Source organism: Bradyrhizobium sp. 192 (assembly GCF_023100965.1).
In the GTDB taxonomy this organism is placed as follows: domain Bacteria; phylum Pseudomonadota; class Alphaproteobacteria; order Rhizobiales; family Xanthobacteraceae; genus Bradyrhizobium; species Bradyrhizobium symbiodeficiens.
In genome coordinates, this window is the sequence record NZ_CP064690.1 from 3,010,372 (window position 1) to 3,029,714 (window position 19,343).

Genomic DNA, 19,343 nt, shown 5'->3' on the forward strand with positions numbered 1-19,343 from the left:
CCATCTGATGGAACGAACCCAAATCTTCGACCTCATGGGCGAACTCAAGCTCTACGGCATGAAGGCTGCCTTCGACGAGATCATGGCAACTGCCGTCAAGCGCCAGCACGAACCTCAGCGCATTGTCGGCGATCTGCTCAACGCCGAGATCAACGAGAAGCAAGCCAGGTCGATCAAATATCAGCTCACCATTGCCAAGCTGCCGCTTGCCAAGGACATCGCCGACTTTCAGTTCGACGGCACGCCGATCAATCAGACTCTCGTCAATGATCTCGCTGGCGGCGGCTTCATCGCCCAGCAACGCAACGTCGTGCTGGTTGGCGGCACTGGCACCGGCAAAACCCACCTGGCCATTGCAATTGCAAGAAGCTGCATCCGATCCGGTGCCCGCGGCCGCTTCTTCAACGTCGTCGACCTCGTCAATCGCCTCGAGACCGAGACCCGCAACGGACGGCAAGGACGGCTCGCCGAGCATCTGACCCGGATGAACTTCATCGTGCTGGATGAACTCGGCTATTTGCCCTTCGCCCAGTCCGGTGGCCAGCTTCTGTTCCATCTCGTCAGCCGGCTCTATGAGCGCGCCTCCGTCATCGTGACCACCAATCTTGCGTTCGGCGAATGGCCGAGCGTGTTCGGCGATGCCAAAATGACCGCCGCGCTACTCGACCGATTGACCCATCACTGCGACATCGTCGAGACCGGCAACGACAGCTGGCGATTCAAAAGCCGCGACGATGTTCAAACAACCCGCGCTCGCGCCGTCTCCGCAACCCCGACCAGCTCCGACGACCCGAGCGCTACCAGCAGAGCACGCCGATCAAAGGGGTCCATTTTGGATGCCGATAGGGGGTCCCAGTCAAACGCCGATTGACAGCATAGCCGCAAAGAAGCCCTGGCGCACACAAGTCTGGTCAATCAGCATCTGTCAGATGGCCGCGAGTGGATGCTTGGCGGCGATGCGCCGACCTTCTCGGACATGACGATGGCGGTCGCGATTGCCTTCTCTAAGTTCCCTGTGAACGCAACGCCCCTCGATGAGCGCTTCGAACACATCGATGCATTCTGGAAGCGCTGGCAGGCTCGACCGTCGTTCCAAGCCGCTTACGCCGACCGTCAGAGCGGCGTCGTTGAGATCGACGAGCGCTGACCTCCTAACGGGATCGCCGGGAACCATCAACAGCCGATCCCGTTCGTTACTGTTTCAGTCTCAATCATCAATCACGGAGATTACCATGCCGTTCGCACGTATCGATCTGATCCAAGGAAAATCTTCCGAGTACCGCGCAGCCGTGGCCGACATTGTCTACAGGGGCATTGTCGATGTCTTGAAAGCACCGGATGGTGACCGCTTCATCGTTATCAATGAACACACCGCCGACAACCTAATCTACGATCCCAAATTCCTCGGATTCGACCGGTCGGCTGACTTCCTCCTGATCCAGGTGACCAGCACGGTCGGAAACAACAAGGATTCCAAGCTCGCTTTCTTCCGGTTCGTGGCTGACGAGCTAAAAGATAAACTGTCCGTCCGCCCCAACGATGTCATGATTAATATGGTCTATGTCGATCGCTCGGACTGGTCATTCGGCAACGGTGACCCGTGGAACTAGTCCTAGGCTGCCATACTCGATGAGTCAGGCGAAGGGTCGCTTCGAGCGACCCTTCGCTTGTTGACGCTCAGGTGCAAAAATCAAAGATTACCAGAAATTCGGTCCAACAATACCGACGGCTTAGCTGGTGCGTAAATTAGTTGCAAATCGCCGAGCATGTCGCAATCTGCCCCATCTCTGACCTTCGCGCCGTCCCCGCGTTGGGCTGCTCTCGGCCGCATACCGGACATACGGCTAACGGGATAAGAAACACCAAGCAGCTCACCGCGACAGCCGGTCTGCTCTCGATGATCTGCGGCAGGCGCGTGAGCTGGTCCTGCTGTTCTGCAAGAGCGAGGAGGCCATCGAGACATTCATCGCGCATTGCGATGTCGCTGCGCGTGATTTGTTGATGCCCTATGGCGATGTTGTGATCGTGCTGTCCACCGTGCTGCGCATCAAGCGCACGCTGGGTGGCGCCGAGATCGATCGGATCATCTGGGACGTGGAGACGCGCAAGGCGTTGGCGAGAGAGCGTCGGCGCCGAGCCGAGTGGCGCAAGGCCGAGGTTGAGGCCGAGCGCTTTCGGGCCGAATGTGATTACCTCAATGGCGCCATTGCCACATCCGACCTTAGTCAGGTATCGTAGTCGGCGATGATTTTGATCGGATGGCGCGGCGGATGTACCCGAGCCTGATGATCTCGAATGGCCCCGACGTTCAATACCGTCGGGGCCGTTTTCGTTTTGGTTGGGTATGGCGTGTAGCTACCGCTGATGACCCAGACCGACACCGAGCGCGAGCGCTTTCTGTCTCAGCGAGCCCACCGACCGCTTCATCAGTTTCGAAAGTTTGGCGACAGGGGTGCGAGCCTTGGAATGCGCTTTGATCAGTTTAACGTCTTCATTCGTGTATTCTTTGCGTTTGGTCTTAGTCGTTTTAGCCACTGATGCTCTCCGAGCCGATTAATGGGGGTGCGTAGTAGCACGCCGAACTGCATCATCAAGAGCAGTCCGAGATTTGTTGATGCTTTACGGCGACATCGTGATGGTGCTGTCCATCGTGTTGCGGATCATACGCACGCTGGATGGTGTTGAGATCGACAAGATCATCTCGGATGTGGAGACTGAAAAGGCGTTGGCGGCCGAGCACAGGTGGCGGGCTGACTGGTGCAAGGCTGAGCTGGCGGCCAAGTCATTCTCGGCGGATGTACTCGAACCAGCGATGCCAAGACCCTCGGAGCTACGTCTCCGGGGGTCTATTTTGTGTCTACCCGACGGTCTCCTTTGCTCCTTCGATCTCGGCTGGAACTTGTACTTCCACATTGCAATGATGGTGAACACCTATTCAATAAAGTTTCGTGGCTGTTCCCGGAACGGCGACATTTCCTACGCGTTTGCCAATCGTAACCAGCGAAGGGAGAAGCACAATGAGGAATTGTTATGTCCTCGCGGCAGTGACGGCACTCAGTGTGGCAACACCGACGCTCGCCAGTGCTCAGGAGTTCGGTTTCCGGATCGGTGGCGACCACGGATACTATCGCGACAGGGACTACGGATATGACCGTGGGTATGATCGCGGATGGCACCACGGGTGGTACAACCATGATCGAGACCGCACGGTAGTTATTAGGCGTCACCATCACTGGAACTACGACGATTAAGGAAAATGGCCCCGACATTCGGGGCCATTTTTTTTTGCTTGCGCTGTCAACCGCGAAGGGCCCGACATGTCCGCCAAAGATTACGCCGATGATCTCAGCGCAACTGTGTACTACGCGCTGGAGACAACCCGTGCCGTCGCGGTCTGTCCGTTCCACTCCGAAGTCACCATCCGCGTAGGCGACGATGCAGCCGAAAGCCACGCCTTCGAGCGCGCCAAGAGGATCGTTAGGAGAGACGGCACGAATTGGGAGACGCAAGACCTCAGGGAAGAAATCGCACGGCAGCTCGGCGAAGCAGCAGACGGGGAGTGCCCACGCTGCGCACAACGTTGAAGGCGCCGCGCCGGGCGGCGCATCCAATGCATCCCCTCAATCGCGAAGTTCAACAGTAATCCTATCGTTCGCCTTAGCGCACAGTTCCAGAATTAACCTGCAACACGAACATCAAGCTTAATTCCAGGCCGTGATTGCGGTCGCGCTCCAGAGGATTAGGTTTGCACACACCGGACATTGCCCTTGTCCGGTCCACCCCAGCGAAGTCGCCGCATCATCATACTCGATGCAGCGACTTCGTCATTGGATAGTCGCGCGAGCTTCATTTGAGAGAGCAGCCGGACCACGAAAAGCTTGATCTCATCGAGATGCGTCGCCAGCTTACGGCGCTCCGTTCGAAACACTCGGGCAACCTTCCAATTACATCGCTTTTGAACCGCTTCCTCGTGAAAATCGCATTTCTGGCGGAGCCAAGAGACCTCGCGCACGAGCAGTATCTTCGGTCGGAATTCGAACGAACGCTGACGAAGGTCAAAGAGATTGCTGCGCGGGCGAAATCTGACTGAAGCCACACCAACGCGTGGCTCTGGACCCGATTGGCCGGGTAAATGTGTCGTGTGCGCGCGTTTTAGTCCGTCGAGTTGATCGCTGCCAGCGAGGCGCGGGGCTATTTCTTCAACAGTATCCCTATCGTTCGCGCCATTCGCCTCACCGAACCGGCGTGACGGCCCAGCTCGGCCGCAATCTTCGATACGCCAGCTCCTGCCCGCGCGAGCTTGGACAATTGCTGGACCTCGCGGTCGGCCCATTGCTTCGGCTTTTGTGTTTTCATGGTGCGGCGCTCCCAACCTGCCGCTCCTGCCTACCAGTGAGGCTAGTTGCCCACACTTGGGAAATTTACGGGTGGTGCCTCCCGCCACGAGGCTCAGCGGTGCGGCGGCTGTGGCGCTCGCGAGATGGGGGTGCGCGGCGTCCCAATTATTGCGCAAACTCTATTTGGGATCGGGACCGCACGGATAGTTGGCGTCGTGGATGTAGGTAGGTCCGCTATCAAGGGTAGATCAGACCTGCCGTATGCGAGCGTCGGACCGCCGCTTTTGACCGCTTATCGGACGTCAGCGGCGCGTTGCGCAAGGACCGCAGTTGACCCAACTCGGACAAGCGGGGCCCTCCCTGCCGGCTGCTAGGATCCATAGGTGGAACGGTAGCCTTACGATACCGCAAATCGTCGCGCTCGAATTGAGTTTCAAGGACGACTGCTCGGCTGGATGAATAACGTGCTATAAATGGAATTCGGAATAAACTCCCTAGTAGCGGGTCCAAAGCTCGGTTAGGCCACCACGCGACTGCAGGAACGGCCATGCACCAGATTGGCGACTGGCTCAGAAAGCTCGGCATGTCCGAGTATACAGAGCGTTTCGCAGAGAACCGTATTGATCTCAGTGTTCTCCCCGACCTAACAGATCAGGACTTGGAGAAGCTCGGGGTCTTACTTGGCGATCGCCGTAAGATGCTCCGCGCGATCCGGGAGGTTGCCCGTTATACCCCGGTCACACCTGACCCCGCGGTAACCGAAGCGAGACCACGGGTCGCCGCGGAACGCCGTCAGCTCACCGTAATGTTCTGCGATCTCGTCGGCTCGACTGTCCTGTCGGCCAGGCTCGATCCCGAGGACCTGCGCGCCATCATCGGTGCCTATCACCACTGCTGTGCCGCGCTAGTCGAACGGAATGGCGGATTCGTTGCCAAGTACATGGGCGACGGGGTGCTCGCCTATTTCGGCTATCCCCAGGCCCACGAGCATGATGCCGAGCGCGCTGTGCGGGCCGGGCTTGCCCTGGTCGAGGCAGTGCCGATGCTCGCTACGGCGGCCGGCTCGCCCTTGCATGTGCGTGTCGGGATCGCAACTGGGCTCGTGGTCGTCGGCGACCTCATTGGCGCGGGTGCAGCCCAGGAGCAGGCGGTTGTAGGTGAGACACCGAATCTTGCCGCCCGTTTGCAAGCCATTGCCGAGCCGGATACCGTGGTTATTGCGGAGAATACGCGAAAGCTTCTCGGCAATCTCTTCGAACTCCAGGATCTCGGGGCCAGGGACCTCAAGGGCATCGCCGGGCCCGCACGTGCGTGGGCAGTACTGCGGACGAGTTTGGTGCAGAGCCGCTTTGACGCCCTGCACACGAACGGGCTGACCCCTCTCGTCGGGCGGGAAGAAGAGTTCGAATTGCTTCTTCGCCGCTGGTCCAAGACAAAGATGGGTGAAGGACAGGTCGTACTCCTGTCCGGCGAGGCAGGTATCGGGAAATCACGGCTCACGGCCGCGGTTCTGGAGCGCCTCGCTACCGAACCACACACGCGCTTGCGCTATTTCTGCTCCCCACAACATACGGGCAGCGCGCTTTACTCTATCATTGGCCAGATGGAGCGCGCCGCCGGACTGGCGCACGACGACAAACCGCAAGCGAAGCTCGACAAGCTCGATTTTGTGCTCGCGCGGACCTCAACCTCTGTCCAGGATGCCGCGCTCTTTGCGGAAATGCTGTCGCTTCCGACTGATGGACGATATCCTGCGCTGGATTTGGCCCCGGAACAGCGCAGACAAAGAACGCTAGAAGCGCTGATGTCGCAACTCGCGGGATTGGCTCGCCAGAATCCTGTGCTGATGATCTTCGAGGATGCGCATTGGGTCGATCCGACGAGCCTGGAAGCGCTCGACCGGGTGGTCGACCGGATCGCAACCCTTCAAGTGCTGCTCGTCGTAACTTTCCGCCCCGAGTTCAACGCGCCGTGGGTGGGACAGTCGCATGTGACAAGCCTGACGCTCAACCGACTTGGGGAGCGTGAGGCGGCCGCAATCATAGCGCGGCTTGTCGAGAACAAGGGGCTGCCGGCGAATGTAATGGCGGAGATCGTGGAGCGCACCGACGGGATTCCCCTGTTCGTGGAGGAGATGACCAAGGCGGTGCTGGAGGCCGAGAGCGAGGCAGCCGCCCGACTGACCGCCGCCACGGTTCCGTCCCTGGCCCAGCTGGTTCCCGCTAGCTTGCACGCGTCGCTGATGGCGCGGCTCGACCGGCTCGGCCCGGCGGCCACGGAGGTAGCGCAGATTGGAGGCGCGATTGGGCGGGGGTTTTCGCAGAGTCTGCTGGCTTCGGTGGCGCGCCAAACCGGGGCGCAGCTAGGATCGGCGCTGGACCGTCTCGTTCAGGCCGGTTTGCTGTTTCGGCAGGGCGAGCCGCCGCATGCCAACTATCTGTTCAAGCACGCACTGGTGCAGGAGGTGGCCTATGGCACGCTGCTCCGCTCAAAGCGAAACGAGCTGCATGCGAGCATAGCAAGTGTCCTTGAGCAGGAGTTTTCGGATGTCTGCGAGACTCAACCTGAAGTTCTTGCTCGACATTACGCTCAGGCCGGATTGCCTGAGCAGGCCATCAATTATTGGCAGCGGGCTGGAGACCACGCAGCAAAGCGGTCGGCCAACAAGGAGGCGGTCGCACATTTTCGAAACGCAATAGAGCTGCTTGAAACGCTGCCCGACAGGGCCGCGCATGCCGAGCAGGAGTTGCAACTGCTGATCGCGTTGGGGCCGGCATTAATGACGACGAGATCGTCGGCGGCACCGGAGATCGAGCGCGTGTACGCTCGGGCTCACGAACTGGCGCATAATGCACAGCGAGTAGCAGATCTTTTTCCAACCGTGTGGGGGGCATGGCTAGTTGCCTTCACGGCTGGTGATTTGGCGACGGCCGGCCGATTGGTGGATGAGCTGTTCGACATGGCAAACACAAGCGGAGATTCCGGGCTTACGCTGCAAGCTCACCACGCAGCATGGCCTGTCTTTTTGGTAACTGGCGCCCTTGCCACGGCACGCCATCATATCGCGGGCGGACTTGCTCTCTACCGACGCGACACGCACGGCGAGCAAGCCCTGCTATATGGGGGCCATGATCCGGGCGTCTGCGGTTACGTGATCGACGCCCTCATTGCTGCAGCAATGGGTTATCCGGACCAAGCCGTTCGGCAAACGCAGAAAGGCCTCGGGCTTGCGCGTGATCTTGACCATGCCCCCACGCTTGCCCAGGCGCTGTGGTCTGCAGCAGAACTGCATCAAATCCGCCGCGAGCCGCAGAAAGTACAAGACACTGTGAGCGTCGCTCTCCCACTGCTCGCGCGCCATGGGTCTGCCGTCGGAGCCGCGAACGCGACCATGTTGCGCGGCTGGGCGCGCGTCATGCAGGGGCACATTGAGGAGGGTCTCGCCCTCATGCGGGAAGGGCTGACTGCGTGGCGTGCAACAGGGTCGAAATTTCACGTTTCGTACCGTCTCGCCCGAGCGGCGGAAGCGCATCTCGTTGGCGGAAAATTTGAGGATGGATTAAGGCTCATACGTGAAGCGACCGACCAGAGCGGTGACTGCTGGTTTGCGCCCGAGCTATATCGACTCAAGGGCGAACTGCTTCTCAAAGCGGGGCGCCGCGATGAGGTGGAAGGATGTCTGGACCAAGCCCTCAAAGCGGCACAACAGCAAGGTGCTCGGCTCCTTGAGCTACGAGCGGCGATGAGCCTCAGCAGAGTCCTGCAAGCTCAGGGCCGACGCAATGAGGCCCAAACTTTGCTTACGCCTATTTATGACTGGTTCACTGAGGGCCTCGATACTGCGGATCTCCAGCAAGCAAAGGCTTTGCTCGACCAGATGGATTGAGAGGGTCGTTTTCACGCGCGGTCGCCTGATGAGTTAGGGCCGGCAATTCCGGATGTGCGCGCTTTGAGGGCAAATGTGTTGGCTGAAGGCCTCATCATCTAAGCATGCAAATGTTTGGACAAGGGCTTCCTGGATTGAGGAGATGACAATGCGCAAGCTGATGTTGGTCCTCGTGCTGTTTCAGGATGCAATGTCGCATAATGGCCCATCTGCGAAGTGGTAGCGCTCTCGTGGAGGTCCGCTTATTGAGGCTCGGCGGACTAGATTTGCTCAGGTTGAGTTCTTCGCATTTTGACCCAACTGAGACATTGCAAAACGCAGCAACCGCTTGGATGCTTAACCGCAAAAAAGCCCCGGCGAGCCGGGGCTTTGGTTTGCGCAGACTAGTGCGATCAGTATCTCGCCGCGATGGGGGCACCAAAGCCGCCGAAGCGATAGTTCAACCGAAGGGTGACCATGTCCACATCCTGGCTAACCCGGTCGCCGAGGAGGGTAACGCCACCTGGCGAGAGCACGCCTGCGCCTGCGAAGGTGCGGTTGTCATTCCCCATCCAGAGGTGGTCGTATTCAACACCGATCGACCAGTTCGGCGTGAAGCCATACTCCCAGCCGACGCCCAAGGCACCGCCCCAGCGCGTGTGGCTTGCCGAGTCCAGACCGACCCCGGTGAGGTTGTTGAAGACATCAAGACGATTGTGGGTCACGGCCGCACCACCCTTCACGTAGAGCAGTGACGCATTCCACGCCCAACCGAGTTGGGCCGTGAAGAGACCGATGCCGTCGGTTTTCCCCGTGGTCGAAAGCAGCGGATCGATCAGGCTGACGCGCGTGTTCTTGATGTCGGCCCAATCGCCCTGCGCTTCCAATCCGAACACAAACTGATTGGATTGCCAGCGATACCCGATCTGTCCGCCGACAAGACCTCCGGAGCGAGAAGCGCAACCACCCGCGACTGTTCCTGCGAGCGTGACGAAATCCACGCAACCGCGGCTTTGGCCCCAGCCGCCGTTGGCGCCGATGTAAAAACCAGTCCAATCATAGATCGGAGCGATCATCGGGGGAGGCGCCTTGGTGTACGGACGCGCCGCCAAATCAGCCGCCGACGCGGGGACGGATAGACTCACGGCCATCATCCCGGCCGCGGCAATCAGAAGCTTTTTCATTGCGAGAAATCTCCCCGAAAGAAGTTCAAAGGGCATGACGCCCACCTGCGTAGTCGATGCTATGCCGTTCGCCGGCAGGTTGATGTAGTTTGGCTGCAACACTCGGCTCGCATGTTTAGCGACGTTTCTTTAGCTTTGTTAACGACTTGCAATGCCCGCCAACGTGCACATTGCGTAAGATGATACCCGCATCGCTGAACATTCGCCGATCTCGCGATTGCGGCCGGCGCGTTTAAATCGCTGCCGTAACGGCTTTCTTGTTCGTGCGCTGACATGTCGCCTTCTGGCCGATTTTGTTGCAAAAGTCGGCTGCAATGGATTTGGCTGTCAATCGGCCCTTTAATTGCGGATTGATGTCAACTCTCTTTTTGAAGCCATTCGGCAAGACGGTAGCGCTCGGCCCGTTGAAGCGGGTCGGGTTGCGGAGACGGGGCGAGCGCGGCTGGTAGATCGATAGCCAGCTCGGTAGTATTGGTCGATTAGCCGTCACCTAAATCTCAACGATCCGCTGCCCGTCGCTGGGGTCATGGTCCTTTCCGAGGTCGCACGCGCCTCATGATGATGTCCGGATCGGGCGCCTCATCGTTTGCAACGGCGTGCGGACGAGCCGCCACCAGCCGATTGACCGAGGTCACCACGACCACTGTCCCAGCGGGACATCGCCGGCCCGGCGGACCGGGCCAGGAGCTTACAAAATAAGGTCAGGCCGGCGTGTGGCCCCAGTCGAACGACGTGCCATCGACCCAAATGCAGTGGAGGATCACTGCGATCTTGCGGGCAATGGCGACCTTTGCCTTTTTCATACCGATCCGCTTCGCGAGCTTCATTCCCCAGGCCTTGAGGGGAGACCATTTTTTGGTCCGATAGAGAAGGACGGTCGCTGCCTCGAACAAGTAAGTTCGGAGAAGCCTGTCGCCCCATCTGGATATCTTGCCACTAGTGTCTGTTTCACCAGACTGGTTGCGCCGAGGTGTGAGACCAAGATATGCGCCGACTGCCGAGGCCGATCGGAAGCGGGACGGGTCATCGATCGTATGGCGAAACGTCAAGGCAGTCACCACGCCAACACCAGGGACCGTCATCAGGCGACGCGTCGTCTCGTCAGACTTCGCCAATCGGCGGACCTCGTCGTCGAATTTGCTCTGCTGCTGGCAGATATGCTCATGAATCGACAGGAGCGGCGCGATCACGTTGAGGAGTTGATGATCTTCGCCCAATAGCTCGCCGACCTGGTTACGGAACTGTTGGCCAATCGCGCGAGGGAAGAGTAACCCACATTCCTTGATCAGACTGCGGACCTGGTTCTCGATATCCCGGCGTATAGATACAAGGCGGAATCGCGCGACAAGGATCGCTCGAACCTTCTGGCTCTCCTCGCTCTTGATTTTGACTTCTCGATACCATCCAACCCGCACCAGTTCGGCAAGGCCCCGAGCATCATTCCGGTCGCTCTTATTCATGCGGACCGACAGTGCTGCGTGTGCATGCCTAGCATCGATGCAAACGACGGGGAGTTCAACCCTCCGAAGCTCGTGCCAAAGCCAGCTTGCCATCGCGCCCGTCTCAAAGCCGATGCGCTCCGCCAATGGCGCATGTTTACGAAGCAGCTTGGACAGATCACCGGGATCAGACTTGGCCTTTCCTTCAAAAATCGGTTGACCAATCTCGTTGACCACGCAGACCGAAGTCTCTCTTTGCGAGACATCCAGGCCGACATATTGCCTCATGACAGCTCCTCCGAATCGCTTGATTGCGAGAGCTTGACGATAACGGAGCTTTCGGGCGTCGCACGCTGACCGCAATTACGTCATCGTTTGCATGGACGCCGATCCCCCGGCTTAGGGGGTCAATATTGCAGGCCGAATGACAACCCCGGGTCCAACGCACAACCGGGCGCTCGCGCACCGCACTTGCTCTCGCTCGCACCGTTTCATTCAGTGCGGGTCGGTGCATTCAAACACCGATCCAAACTCGCAATGACTGCTTATGAACCCGGAAGCGAAGTCGGCGCACGCCTTATCGAGGTCCGATTAGCCGGGCACAGCGGACGAGATTTGCCCACGCTGAGTTCTTCGCATTCTGACGCCGAGCAAACATTTCGAAGGCGCAGAAGAAGCGGATTAAGCATTTGACTGCAACCACTCTGAGAAGGTTCGGATGGTCTTCGCGCGCGGATGGCTTGGCCTACTGACCACATGGAAACTATAGCCAGACAAGCTCAACTTGAACGCTTTCGCGAGCGTACCGGCGGCGAGTTCGTGTGCGACGAGCACATCACTGAAAATCCCGACTCCCTGCCCCGCGATCACCGCCTCGATGGCGTGCAGTTCCTCCCGGAAACTCAAGTGCTGCATATCCTTGAATTGGGGCACTTCGCGCCACCTGCGCTGGGCCACGGCAAACCATCTCTGCCATGTGGGCGGCTCACGATCGGCCGGCGACCAATAGGAGTGAATCAGAACGTGGTTTGCGAGGTCGACTGGTCTCTTCAGGCGTCCCGTTGAAAGCAAACGCGGATTGCAGACGGGCCAGAATGTATCGCTGAAGAGATCATTGACGATCCCGTCCGTCGGCAGTACTCGGCTAGTCGCATAACGAATGGCGACATCGCCATCGCCGGCGTGCAGATCGAGCACGGTGTCCGTGCCGATGACTTCCAGCGGCACATCGGGATGCAACTTCCGCCACGCGGGCAGGCGGGGCACGAGCCAGCGGCTGGCGAAAGCATTCGTTGTCGTCACCCGAAGAGGCTGTTGGTCGGTATCCCGCCTGACGGCCGCGATTGCGGCGGCAAACACCTCAAGGCCGCCGCGAATGGCGGGAAACAGCCGCGCTCCGGCATCGGTGAGCGAAAGAGGTCGCGGTCTGCGGCGAAACAGAGCGCGGCCACAATACTGCTCAAGCAGCACGATTTGATGGCTGATCGCGGTTGGCGTCACGCCGAGTTCTGCCGCGGCCTTCTTGAAGCTCAGATGGCGGGCCGCAGCTTCAAAAGCGCGGAGCTCGATCAGGGGCGGCAGCTTGTGCATGCGGCTAGTCTAGATGAAACCAATTCATCTTCACCTGAATTCTTCGGGTTTGCTCCGAGAGGGCCGCCGATTGAAGATATAGCCGGTTGAATTGAGGAGACCGTGTCATGTCGTCCATCACATCTGTCGCGAGCGCCGCCGCCGACCTTAGCGCCTCCTTCGGAGGACAACTGCTCAAGCCAACGGACGAGGGCTACGAGGAGGCGAGAAAGGTCCACAACGGGTTGGTCGACAAACGGCCAGCGTTGATTGCCAGATGCCGCAGTGTGGCCGACGTCGTGGACGCCGTCGCTCTTGTGATCAAGCTCGGCCTCGAGGTCGCGGTTCGTGGCGGCGGCCATAACGTCGCGGGACGCGCGACCATCGACGGCGGGATAATGATCGACCTGTCCCCAATGAGGGGCGTCCATGTCGATGCTGTCGGCAAAACCGTACGCGCGCAGGGCGGGGCGACTTGGGGCGATGTCAATCGCGAGACGCAACTTCACGGCCTCGCGGTCACCGGAGGTGTGGTCTCGACCACGGGTATCGCCGGATTGACCCTCGGCGGAGGACTCGGCTGGTTGATGGGCAAGTACGGCCTGGCATTGGATAATTTGCGCGCTGTCGAACTCGTCACCGCGGATGGCAAGGTCTTGCAGGTCAGCAAGCAAGAGGAACCCGATCTGTTCTGGGCCATCCGCGGGGGCGGCGGAAACTTCGGGATTGCCACCAGTCTCGAATACGACCTTCATGCAGTGGGGCCAATCATTACCGGCGGCCCCATCGTCTACTCTATCGATCGCTCCCGTGACGTGCTCGAATTCTTCCGGGCCAGCACGCGATCGCTACCGGACGAGCACACGCTGTTCGCAACCCTGACGCATGCGCCCGACGGGTCCGGCGCAGAGGTAGCTGCCTTGGTCACCAGCCATTGCGGTCCGGCAGCGGAAGCCGAACGAGCCGTGCAGCCGCTGAAACAATTCGGGGCTCCGATCTTGGACGCAATCGGGCCGATGCCCTATTGCCAGCTCAACAGCATGCTCGATGCCAACTACCCCAGAGGCGCCCTCAACTATTGGAAGTCCAATTTCCTCAGTGAGCTGAGTGATGGTGCGATTGCGACCATGATCGAATGTTTCGCGCGCTGCCCGACACCCATGGGGCAGCTGCTTCTCGAGCACATCCACGGCGCGGCGGCCCGTGTCGATGCAAGGGATACGGCGTTTCCGCATCGGCAAGAAGGCTACAACTTCCTGGTGCTCGCGCAATGGATGCAGCCGGACGATACGAGGCAATGCATCTCCTGGGCACGCGAAACCTACGAAGGCATGCGACCCTTCTTCTCCTCCGGTCGGTATGTCAACTATCTCGACGATGACGAGGTGGGCGATCCCGTCGCTGCCGCATATGGACCGAACTACCGGCGTCTGCAGCAGATCAAGGCTAAGTATGATCCGAACAATTTCTTCCGCATGAATCAGAACATCCGGCCGCTGGCCTGATCCAGGTGAGGGCATTTCGTCCCTCTCATCTTGGTTCAGGATGTCAGTGGAAGGCCGCTACGCTGCGGCCCGGTTCTATAGTTGGTCTGGCGTGCTGATCCCGAAGGAGGACGCGAATGGCTGTCGTGTGCCGACCCGCTCGCATGGACGACTTAAAGCGAGCCGACGAGATCGTGGTCGCCAGCATCAATGAACTCACTGAACGGCGGGGTTTCGGAAAGATGGCATCCTCTCACCCTCCGAAATTTCAAGGTTTCTCGCTAAGGGACGATACCGAAGGTCTAGCGCCGTGTCATGATAGCAATCTGTGCGAGAAAAGCACGAAACGTCTGCGTTTGGCCCATTTAAGAAGTCCTACGATCTCCGCCATTCAGTCGCGATCAGCAGTACACCGGACATGTCGCAGACACCGTACTACGGCGGCTTTTGATCCAACCAAGTCATGCGGTGATGTCCACTTTCAGCTGATTCAGTGCAGGATTGCGTCCCGAACGACTATGGCTTGAACTGAGCAGTCGGCGTGGAGCGCGATATCTTGAGCTCTTCCTCGTTCATGTCGGCAGAGACATCCGCGAAGAGTGGCGTGCTAAGATAACGTTCACCGGTGTCAGGCAGCATGCAAAGAATATTTGCGCCCTTCTCTGCTTGGGCTGCGACCTTCAGCGCACCCGCCATGGTTGCGCCCGAGGTGATGCCGACAAAGATGCCTTCCTTGGTCGCAAGCTCCTTGCTGCATCGAATAGCATCGGGGCCGGGAATCGGCAGAATCTGATTGATGACCTTCATCATAACGGCGTCCCCGGTCAGCTTCGGAATGAAATCAGGTGTCCAGCCCTGCATTGGATGCGGCTTGAAATCCGGATGTGGCGCCGCCGGCGTGCCATCCGGGTTCCGCTGCTGCTCGATACCGCTGCCCAAGAGCTGCGCTTCTTCGGGCTCGCAGACGATGATCTTGGTTTCGGGGCGCTCCTTAGCGAGCACCCGCGCAACACCCTTCAGTGTGCCGCCGGTTCCGTAACCGGTGACCCAATAGTCCAGTCGTTCTCCTGCGAAATCGTCCAGAATCTCGAGCGCCGTGGTTTTGGAGTGAAAGTCGGGATTGGCTTCGTTCTCGAATTGCCGCGTCATGAACCAGCCGTGCGTTTTGGCAAGCTCGATCGTTTTGTTGATCATTCCAACGGCCCGATCGGCCGCAGGCGTCACGACGACCTTCGCACCCAGAAATCGCATGAGCTTGCGGCGCTCGATGCTGAAAGGCTCGGCCATTGTGACCACCAGCGGGTACCCCTTGGCGGCGCAAACCATCGCAAGTCCGATTCCCGTGTTGCCGCTGGTCGCCTCGATGACGGTTTGACCAGGTTTCAGCTCCCCGGATTTCTCTGCGGCTTCGATCACGCCCAGAGCCAGCCGATCCTTGACCGAGCCGAGCGGATTGAAGGCCTCAACCTTCACGAACAAATTGACTCCCGTGGGAGCGAGACGATTGATCCGCACGACGGGTGTATGGCCGACCGTCTCAAGGATGGTTTGATATCTGTGGCCCATGCTACCTCCTGTGTCGTACTTATTCTGGGAAAAGCAAACTGGCGCGGGTTAACCGGCAAAGCATACCCGAACTGAATTTTCCGGCAATCGGGCAGAGCTTGGATACGGCTTCTTTCGCGGACATCAGGCCGGGCCGGCATCGATTGGGTCGGCGGAAATGACCTGAAACGGCTCGTCACGAGACGACTCAGGCGCCTTTGGCGAAATGCAATACCAAGGCGGCACACATTGGCATTCCCGCCTGACGGGCGCGATTCATGTGTATGGGGGCGATTCTCGACCCCACGCATAGAAGCGAGTGGGATCCGGAAACCCTCCTGAAGGACGGTTCGATCTTGAGCGCGCCGTCCACCGCTTTGAAGAGGCGAACGAAGTTTTTTCAAACAAAAATGGGCGCCACGACGGATAGCCGATTGGCCGCTTTTGGACCCGGAACGGACATTGGGTCGCAGCGTCTGCGATCGATTTGGCTGTCGTTTCTCACCTGCCGCCCGTCGCAAAGTGTTAGGATTGAGGCGTCGAAGAGGTTTCCCTAAGGGGGAATACATGCGACGGCGCGAGTTCATCACGCTATTCGGCGGCACGGCAGCAACGTGGCCACTTGCCGCGCGCGCGCAGCAACCGGCAAGGCGGGTCTACCGGGTGGGATACCTCTCGATCTCGTTTCGGGAGCGAACGATCCGCTATACTGAAGCGTTCGAGCAAGGCCTGCGGAGCCCCGGCTACCACGTCGGCGAGAATGTCATCATCGAGTATCGCTTCGCAAACGGCGATATGGGACGTCTGTCCGGGTTTGCGGCGGAGTTGGTCGGGCTTGGTTTGGACATCATCATGGCCACCGGAGGCAATCCGAGCGTGGTTGCGGCCATGAAGGCGACCACAGCCATTCCAATCGTGATGACCAGCGCTATCGATCCAGTCGCTACCGCGCTTGTCGCCAGCCTGGCGCGCCCCGGCGGCAACGTCACTGGCGTCGTCGCGGATGCGGGCGGCGAGATTTTGGGCAGACGGTTTGAGTTGCTGAAGGAAGCTTTGCCCGACCTCTCGCGTCTGGGCATCCTGTTCAATCCGGACGTTGTGGCTACTCGCAACCGGCAGACGGCGATTAGAGGGGCCGCCGAGGCGCTGGGGTTGACGATTATTCCTACCGAAGCCAGCGGGCCGGACGCATTTGAATCAGCGTTTGCACTAATGGTGAGGAAGCGCGCGCAGGCGTTCGTCATGCAGGGAGATACTGTGCTGTTCAACTATCGCGACCAGATTGCGGACATGGCCATTGAAAATCGGCTGCCAGCCGCCTCTCTCCAGAGAGAGTACGCGGAGGCGGGCTTCTTTCTAACCTACGGAGCCAGTTCCGAAGACTATTATCGTCGGTCCGCCGCCTTCGTCGACAGGATCTTCCATGGCGCGAAGCCTGCCGACCTTCCGGTGGAGCAGCCGACCAAATTCGAATTGGTCATCAACATCAAGACTGCGAAGGCGCTTGGGCTCACTGTGCCGCCCTCGCTCCTCGTCCGCGCGGGCGATGTAATCGAATAGCTCTTCCTGCGGTGCATGAGTCCGTTTGTGGCCCCGAAGTAGACGAAGGCTTGGGAAGGTACACAACAGCCGAACCCCTCGAACTGGGCCAGACACTGACGGGAGCGCAAGGACGTTCGTGGTGAGCTCTTAGCCAGTGTTTCTGACCGCCTCAGCCAGAATGGCGTAAAGCTGCTGCCTGGTGAATTCCTTGGGCTGCTCCCTCTCTGCTGTCCTCAACGACACCTTCTGTGCGACTGAACGGGCGCAGGCTGCCGCCGACGTCGGTCTCAGCTTGGGGGCCGGCCTTATCTTGGGCCGTGCTGTGGGCGACTTGTGGCCGCGCTTCAGGCTCAGTCGGGTCAGCATGCCGCAGACCGCGTTACGACTGCACCCGAGACGGCGCGCAATCTGCGCCGCGCTCTGTCCTGCGGACCAGAGCTTTTTGAGAAGCGCTATGTCTTTCGCATCCCAGCCCATGGCAGATACTATAGCGCCGACTGCCAGACACGGGCTAGTCTAGTCTTCGTCCGGCTCGCGCACGACCGCCGGTTCGTCAGCATCATCTTCCTCATCCTCGTCTTCGTCCTCCTCGTCTTCATCGGGATCCCGGGGCGGCATCGTGGTGCCCACAAGCATGAGCGGTATCCAGCCGATCGCTGTGGCGGAAAATGCTTCGGAGGTGTGTTGCTTCATGTCGTTACTGCTCCTCGAAAAGCACGCCCGTCGAATATTCCCGACGGGCGGCACGCGCATGTCCAGGACGCGAGCGTGCAAACGCGAGGGTGACATCAGGTCGATGACATGAGCAAGGGCAGCACCGCGACGCAACTCGCGACGCTACTTGACGCCCGAAAACCCATCAGACTCTATGTCAACCAAAAGCTCGCCGCTGGTGATTTCGGGAACCCCAAGATCGAGGTCATGCAGACTTGCCTGAACAAACGCCAGTATCTTGGCGTTTGCTACGTTGGCGCTTTCGCGGTCATCGAATATCATCACGGCGACGCCGACACCGTCGCCCGCATCCAGTACATGGTAAGATCTAAATCCCTGCGATTGCCTCAGGATCTCACCGACGCCGCTCTTGGCGCGACGAGCGGCGTCCGCTACCGAACGAACATTCGTGTATTTGCGAATGACCATGTACATGGGTCCACCACGCGCCATACGCTCCCCGCACCAGAGCATATCGGACCCAGTCGGACCAGTGCAACTTCCGGGATAGGCCACAGCGGCCGGTTGGGCGGACCGCGCAACGCGTGTTTTCCAATGAGCCATCCTCGCCCGTAAGGCGAGGTGCTTGAGGCTCGGGTACCTTCGAACTTGAACGAGACATTGAGCTTGGTGCGATAGGCCTCGACTTTTCCCTTGTCGTCCAGTTGCATATCGAGCTTGACCACCTCTGCGATGCGAAGATCCCGGTGGGATTTAGCAGCTTGCTCGACCGCATTGGCAGCCGCCTTCTCCCACAAGTCGGTGCTGGTGCCGACCAGTTCAATGACCTTGTAGACGCTATCGAGCATGTCGTCCTCCTATTCGGGGTGGGGGCGGAAATCTAGCATCTGGATCGCGACGCTGAAACGTGTCGGCGATGTCGCGGAAAGGGTCCGATTGGCTGTCGCTTTTGCTGAAGACTCGGGCGGCCCCGTCGGGAGATGCGTCGCATTCCTAGCCCGAACGGACGCGCACATGGAATCTCCTTCCTGCCAGTAGGCTTCTGAATATAATTTTGCCGGCCGATGTCGTCATTGCGCCAAAGGTTTTGACCCATGAAGCGATGGCACCGCGTCAGCATCAGCAGCATGGTTCGCCGTGGGTCTGGTGTGGGCCGGGGCCCTGGTGATCAGCCGATCGCACGTTCCATCAGAAGCTATAGCTTCATCCGTAACACGTACGCCTGAGCTCATAGAGGTGCGTGGCACCTGCCGGTGGCAGCCACATTCCAAAGACATGTTGATTGGCAATCAAATGGCTCTCGCTGCGGACCTGCCGCTGTTGCGAATACATAGCGGTCTCTTGGCGAGTCGGCGGGGACGGAGGGCAAGGTGTTGGCGGGCACGTGGAGCTGCTGGACAGGCGTATGCATCATGGGTCTCACGCTCGACGAACTGGCCAAAGTCGCCCAGTCCCACACCAGCCGGAAAGTTACGGGCGTCGAGCGGAAGCGGCTGTTCGACGCTGTAAATACCTTCGACGGCGATAAGAAGCAGGGGCTGCTGTTGATAGAATAATATCCCGCATGTCGCCTTTTGGCCCATCGCTTCCGTTCGCGAGGTGTCCGTTGCATGTCGGCTCACAGGGGTAGACCAGAAGTTAGCAGCCTGGCGTCAGTTCGGCGGCTTGTGGACCCAGAGCAGACTTTGGGCTCCCGAGCCCGA

Annotated in this window: 20 protein-coding genes and 1 pseudogene; 11 read left to right on the forward strand and 10 right to left on the reverse strand. The window is 59.3% G+C overall.

What is annotated here, in order from left to right:
- The first annotated feature begins 7 nt into the window (after positions 1-7).
- From istB to IVB24_RS13670, 4 genes are all read left to right on the forward strand, one after another.
- Complete coding sequence (gene istB / locus IVB24_RS13655) at positions 8-871, forward strand: IS21-like element helper ATPase IstB (protein WP_346771335.1); 864 nt, start codon at positions 8-10, stop codon at positions 869-871.
- Positions 872-943: 72 nt separating this feature from the next.
- Positions 944-1,147, forward strand: coding sequence for a hypothetical protein (locus IVB24_RS13660; RefSeq protein WP_247773200.1), 204 nt, complete (start codon positions 944-946; stop codon positions 1,145-1,147).
- An 85-nt stretch (positions 1,148-1,232) separates the two neighbouring features.
- The gene (locus tag IVB24_RS13665) at positions 1,233-1,610 is read left to right on the forward strand and encodes a tautomerase family protein (RefSeq protein ID WP_247773201.1); all 378 of its coding nucleotides are present in this window, start codon (positions 1,233-1,235) and stop codon (positions 1,608-1,610) included.
- A 391-nt stretch (positions 1,611-2,001) separates the two neighbouring features.
- Positions 2,002-2,238, forward strand: coding sequence for a hypothetical protein (locus IVB24_RS13670; protein WP_247773202.1), 237 nt, complete (start codon positions 2,002-2,004; stop codon positions 2,236-2,238).
- A gap of 117 nt (positions 2,239-2,355) precedes the next feature.
- On the opposite strand, the gene IVB24_RS13675 is transcribed toward IVB24_RS13670, so the two are convergent.
- Entirely contained in the window at positions 2,356-2,535 is a 180-nt protein-coding gene (locus IVB24_RS13675; RefSeq protein WP_247773203.1) for a hypothetical protein, read from the reverse strand.
- A 79-nt stretch (positions 2,536-2,614) separates the two neighbouring features.
- Between IVB24_RS13675 and IVB24_RS13680 the strand changes: the two genes are divergently transcribed.
- The 3 genes from IVB24_RS13680 (at position 2,615) to IVB24_RS13695 (ending at position 4,090) form a co-directional block, all read left to right on the forward strand.
- Positions 2,615-3,151: a hypothetical protein gene (locus tag IVB24_RS13680; RefSeq protein ID WP_247774296.1), complete on the forward strand. Its 537-nt coding sequence runs from the start codon at positions 2,615-2,617 to the stop codon at positions 3,149-3,151.
- A 166-nt stretch (positions 3,152-3,317) separates the two neighbouring features.
- Positions 3,318-3,584, forward strand: a complete 267-nt coding sequence (locus tag IVB24_RS13690; RefSeq protein WP_247773204.1) for a hypothetical protein — start codon at positions 3,318-3,320, stop codon at positions 3,582-3,584.
- 266 nt (positions 3,585-3,850) lie between these two features.
- A complete protein-coding gene (locus tag IVB24_RS13695; RefSeq protein WP_247773205.1) occupies positions 3,851-4,090 on the forward strand; it encodes a hypothetical protein in 240 nt (79 codons plus the stop codon).
- 101 nt (positions 4,091-4,191) lie between these two features.
- On the opposite strand, the gene IVB24_RS13700 is transcribed toward IVB24_RS13695, so the two are convergent.
- Complete coding sequence (locus IVB24_RS13700) at positions 4,192-4,356, reverse strand: hypothetical protein (protein WP_247773206.1); 165 nt, start codon at positions 4,354-4,356, stop codon at positions 4,192-4,194.
- A gap of 528 nt (positions 4,357-4,884) precedes the next feature.
- On the opposite strand from IVB24_RS13700, the gene IVB24_RS13705 reads away from it, so the two are divergent.
- Positions 4,885-8,223, forward strand: coding sequence for an adenylate/guanylate cyclase domain-containing protein (locus tag IVB24_RS13705; RefSeq protein ID WP_247773207.1), 3,339 nt, complete (start codon positions 4,885-4,887; stop codon positions 8,221-8,223).
- 392 nt (positions 8,224-8,615) lie between these two features.
- On the opposite strand, the gene IVB24_RS13710 is transcribed toward IVB24_RS13705, so the two are convergent.
- From IVB24_RS13710 to IVB24_RS13720, 3 genes are all read right to left on the reverse strand, one after another.
- Positions 8,616-9,386, reverse strand: coding sequence for an outer membrane beta-barrel protein (locus IVB24_RS13710; RefSeq protein ID WP_247773208.1), 771 nt, complete (start codon positions 9,384-9,386; stop codon positions 8,616-8,618).
- A 701-nt stretch (positions 9,387-10,087) separates the two neighbouring features.
- On the reverse strand, positions 10,088-11,113 hold the full coding sequence (locus IVB24_RS13715; protein ID WP_247773209.1) for an IS110 family transposase: 1,026 nt from the start codon (positions 11,111-11,113) through the stop codon (positions 10,088-10,090).
- A gap of 393 nt (positions 11,114-11,506) precedes the next feature.
- Positions 11,507-12,415 carry a LysR substrate-binding domain-containing protein gene (locus IVB24_RS13720; protein ID WP_247773210.1) on the reverse strand — a complete coding sequence of 303 codons (909 nt, stop codon included), beginning with the start codon at positions 12,413-12,415 and terminating at the stop codon, positions 11,507-11,509.
- A 107-nt stretch (positions 12,416-12,522) separates the two neighbouring features.
- Between IVB24_RS13720 and IVB24_RS13725 the strand changes: the two genes are divergently transcribed.
- Positions 12,523-13,899: an FAD-binding oxidoreductase gene (locus tag IVB24_RS13725; RefSeq protein WP_247410852.1), complete on the forward strand. Its 1,377-nt coding sequence runs from the start codon at positions 12,523-12,525 to the stop codon at positions 13,897-13,899.
- 495 nt (positions 13,900-14,394) lie between these two features.
- Here IVB24_RS13725 and cysK read toward each other — a convergent pair whose 3' ends face one another.
- Positions 14,395-15,444: a cysteine synthase A gene (cysK, locus tag IVB24_RS13730; RefSeq protein WP_247369492.1), complete on the reverse strand. Its 1,050-nt coding sequence runs from the start codon at positions 15,442-15,444 to the stop codon at positions 14,395-14,397.
- Between the two features lie 546 nt (positions 15,445-15,990).
- On the opposite strand from cysK, the gene IVB24_RS13735 reads away from it, so the two are divergent.
- Positions 15,991-16,983: an ABC transporter substrate-binding protein gene (locus IVB24_RS13735; RefSeq protein WP_247773211.1), complete on the forward strand. Its 993-nt coding sequence runs from the start codon at positions 15,991-15,993 to the stop codon at positions 16,981-16,983.
- A gap of 129 nt (positions 16,984-17,112) precedes the next feature.
- Here the strand turns inward: IVB24_RS13735 and IVB24_RS13740 are convergent, their stop codons facing one another.
- From IVB24_RS13740 to IVB24_RS40135, 4 genes are all read right to left on the reverse strand, one after another.
- Positions 17,113-17,442: a GcrA family cell cycle regulator gene (locus IVB24_RS13740; protein WP_247773212.1), complete on the reverse strand. Its 330-nt coding sequence runs from the start codon at positions 17,440-17,442 to the stop codon at positions 17,113-17,115.
- 39 nt (positions 17,443-17,481) lie between these two features.
- Positions 17,482-17,658 carry a hypothetical protein gene (locus IVB24_RS13745; RefSeq protein ID WP_247773213.1) on the reverse strand — a complete coding sequence of 59 codons (177 nt, stop codon included), beginning with the start codon at positions 17,656-17,658 and terminating at the stop codon, positions 17,482-17,484.
- A 144-nt stretch (positions 17,659-17,802) separates the two neighbouring features.
- The gene (locus IVB24_RS13750; RefSeq protein ID WP_247773214.1) at positions 17,803-18,114 is read right to left on the reverse strand and encodes a hypothetical protein; all 312 of its coding nucleotides are present in this window, start codon (positions 18,112-18,114) and stop codon (positions 17,803-17,805) included.
- Positions 18,072-18,488, reverse strand: coding sequence for a dodecin domain-containing protein (locus IVB24_RS40135; RefSeq protein WP_276578247.1), 417 nt, complete (start codon positions 18,486-18,488; stop codon positions 18,072-18,074). Before IVB24_RS40135 ends, IVB24_RS13750 begins: the two co-directional genes overlap by 43 nt.
- Positions 18,489-18,777: 289 nt before the next feature.
- Between IVB24_RS40135 and IVB24_RS13760 the strand changes: the two are divergent.
- A pseudogene (locus tag IVB24_RS13760) lies at positions 18,778-19,196 on the forward strand (hypothetical protein).
- Positions 19,197-19,343 lie beyond the last annotated feature (147 nt).